The sequence below is a fragment of the Kitasatospora sp. NPDC059088 genome (genome assembly GCF_042738155.1).
Taxonomy (GTDB): Bacteria; Actinomycetota; Actinomycetes; order Streptomycetales; family Streptomycetaceae; genus Kitasatospora.
The window spans coordinates 28,237-31,193 of the sequence record NZ_JBHYGR010000035.1 but is presented as its reverse complement, the minus strand read 5'-3'; the positions used below and the strand labels follow the sequence as shown (position 1 = coordinate 31,193).

Sequence of the window (2,957 nt, the reverse complement as noted above, 5' to 3'; positions counted from 1 at the left end):
TGGTCGCCGCGCGGCGGCCGCACCCCGCCCAGCGGGGCACCGCCTCCCGCCCCCGCGGGCCGCGCACCTCGGCCGGCTTCGTGGTGTACGGGCGGGCGCCCGCGCCGACCGTGCGCCTGGCGCAGGAGCTGCGGGAGAGCGTGGAGACCCTGGTGGCGGCGGCGGTCGAGTTCGACCGGGCGCTGGGCTTCTCCTGGGACTCGGTGGGCTCCGCCCTCGGGGTCACCAAGCAGGCGGTCCACCGCCGTTACGGGATGCGCCGCCCGACCAGCGAACTCCTCGCCGCCAGCGGCGCCGTCCCCGGCCCCGCCCGCCCGGACCGCTCCGAGGAGCTGCCCGTCCCCGCCGAGCGCAGCGGCGGCCTGGCCGCCACCGTCCCGGCGGCCCGCCAGGGCGGCCTGGACCGCTCCAGCCTGGAGCGCAACGCCCTGGACCGCACCCCGATCGACCGCACCCCCGTCGACCGGATGCCCCTCGACCGCACCCCCGTCGGCACCCCCGTCGACCGGACGCCCCTCGACCGCACCCCCGTCGACCGCGACCGCACGCCCACCGAGCGCCCGCCGACCGGCATCCCCCTCCGCGGCTGACCACCCGCGCCGCCGACCGGGCCGCCCCGGGGCGGGGTGGCCCACTCACCCCGCCCCCGCAGGTCCGTCACCCCCGCCGGCCACCACCGGTCAGCAGCCCCCAGCCCCCAGCCACCCCCACCGCTACCCGATGTCCGTCGGATCCACCCGCACCCGCACCGGCTCCGGCGTCCGCAGCGCGATCCGCGCGATCTGCGCCGCCTTGAGCGCCGCCGCCAGCGCGGCCCCCTGCCCGGGCGCCACCCGCAGCAGCGCCCGCTCCTGCTCCTCCCCGCGCAGCGCGGGCACCGGCACCGGGCCGAGCACGTCCGCGCCCTCCGGCAGCCGGATCAGGTTCAGCAGGTCGGCGACGGCCGCCGGGCTCCCGCTGACGGCGGCCATCCGCGACACCGGCGGGAAGTGCAGCTGCGCCCGTTCGTCCCGTTCCAGCCCGGCGTGCCCCAGCGGGTCCCAGCGGACCAGGGCCTGCACCGGCCGGGCCGAGGGCTCGGCGACCACGACGACCGTCCCGCCCTCCCCGGCGGGCCGGGCCAGGGCGGCGGCGGCCAGCCAGAGCCGCAGGGTCTCCTCCCCCGCCCGCAGGTCGGGCCGGCCGAGCAGGGCCCAGCCGTCCAGCAGCAGCACCGCCCCGTACCCGGAGCCGCCCTCGACCACCGGCTCCGCGCCCGGGGTGGAGATCACCAGCGAGGGCTCGTCCGGCACGGTGTCCAGCACCGCGTCCCGCCCCGAGGTCCGGACCGGGATCCGCGGGAACGCCTTGCCCAGTTCCTCCGCGGTGCGCCGGGCGCCGACCACCTGGGCCCGCAGCCGGAAGGAGCCGCACTCGGGGCAGTGCCAGTCGTTCTCCGCCTCCCCGCACCAGCCGCAGCTGAGCGGGGCGTCGGCCGAGGGCGCCTCCAGGGGCCCTTCGCAGTGCCGGCAGCGGGCGGGCGTGCGGCAGCGGCCGCAGGCGAGCCGGGGCACGTAGCCGCGCCGGGGCACCTGGATGAGCACCGGGTGCCCGGCCGCCAGCGACTCCCGGGCGGCCTCCCAGCCGACCGAGGGCAGCCGGGCGGCCTGGGCGGCGGCGTCCCGGTGCTGGTCCTGGTCGGTGACGGTCCGCACCCGGGGCGCGACCTGCCGCACCGTCTCCCGGTCGGCGACCAGCGGCCGGGCCCAGCCGGTGGCGACCAGCTGGGCGCCCTCCACGGTCACCGTGTGCCCGCCGAGCAGCACGGCCGCGCCCTCCTCGGCGGCGCGCAGCAGCGCCACCTCGCGCACGTGCGGGTGGGGGGCGCGCGGGTCGCTGTGGCTGCCGTCCCCGTCGGACCAGACCACGACGAGGCCGAGGTCGCGGACGGGCGCGAACATGGCGGCCCTGGTCCCGATCGCGGCGTGCACCGAGCCGCGGCTGACCGCCAGCCAGCGCCGGTAGCGCTCGCGCGGGCCGAGGTCCGCCTCCAGTGCCATGTGCATCCCGGGGCCGAGCAGCTCGGTCAGCGCCCGGTCGACCCGGGCGACCGAGCGGCGGTCCGGCAGCACGACCAGGGCGCCGCGCCCGCCGGCCAGCGTCGCCGCGACCGCCCGGGCGATCTCGTACGGCCAGCCGGGCCCCGGGAGCGCCGCCCACACCGCCCGCGGCGAGCCGCCGTCGGCCAGCGCGGTGAGGAAGTCCGGCCCGGCCGGGTAGCGCTGCCAGCCCCCGGGCGCCGGGGCCTGGGGGCGCGGCAGCGGCGCCGGGGAGGGCTCGGCCTCGGCCTTGGCGTGCCGGGGCGGCACGGCGAGCTGGAGCACGTCGGCCAGCGTCCCGGCGTACCGGTCGGCGACGGTGCGGCAGAGCCGCAGCAGCTGCGGGCTGAGCACGGGTTCGGGCGAGAGCACCTGGGCGAGCGGGGCGAGCGGGCCGGCGAAATCGCTCTTCTCCAGCCGGGCGACGATGAACCCGTCGTGCAGTTCCCCCCCCTCGCGCTGGCCCTTGACCACCCGCGCTCCGAAACGCACCCGCACCCGGACGCCCGGCTGGGCCTCCTCCGCCATCGCGGCGGGCACCTCGTAGTCGAAGAGCTTGTCGATGGTGAGCACGCCCTTGTCCACCACGACCCGGGCCACCGGCAGGTGCTCGGCCCGTTTGGCCCCGCGCCACGACCGGGGCTTGGCCCGCTTGACCGTCTCCCGGATGAACGCCAGCTGCTCCGGCTCGGCGCCCCCGTTCTCCCCTGTGCTGCTCATCGCTCCCAAGTACTACCAGGTCACACCGACAGGACGCACAAAGCGGAGCGGGGGGGGGGGGGGGGCGCCCGCCGGGGGGGCGGGGGGGGCGCCCGGGGGGGGGCAGCGACAGGCGCGGGCGCGCGTGTGTGACCGGACGGGGCGGGCGGGCGGGCGCGG

Annotated in this window: 2 protein-coding genes; one reads left to right on the top strand and one right to left on the bottom strand. The window is 79.6% G+C overall.

Going from position 1 to position 2,957, the window contains the following annotated elements:
- The coding region (locus ACFWXO_RS17940; RefSeq protein WP_380524829.1) for a hypothetical protein at positions 1-590 on the top strand (590 nt) is incomplete at its 5' end.
- A 123-nt stretch (positions 591-713) separates the two neighbouring features.
- Here ACFWXO_RS17940 and ACFWXO_RS17935 read toward each other — a convergent pair.
- Positions 714-2,798 carry a primosomal protein N' gene (locus tag ACFWXO_RS17935; RefSeq protein WP_380524828.1) on the bottom strand — a complete coding sequence of 695 codons (2,085 nt, stop codon included), beginning with the start codon at positions 2,796-2,798 and terminating at the stop codon, positions 714-716.
- Between the last annotated feature and the right edge of the window lie 159 nt (positions 2,799-2,957).

Coding starts and splice junctions, on each gene's coding strand:
- ACFWXO_RS17935 (WP_380524828.1), bottom strand. CDS start 2,798: ATGAGCAGCACAGGGGAGAACGGGGGCGCCGAGCCGGAGCAGCTGGCG.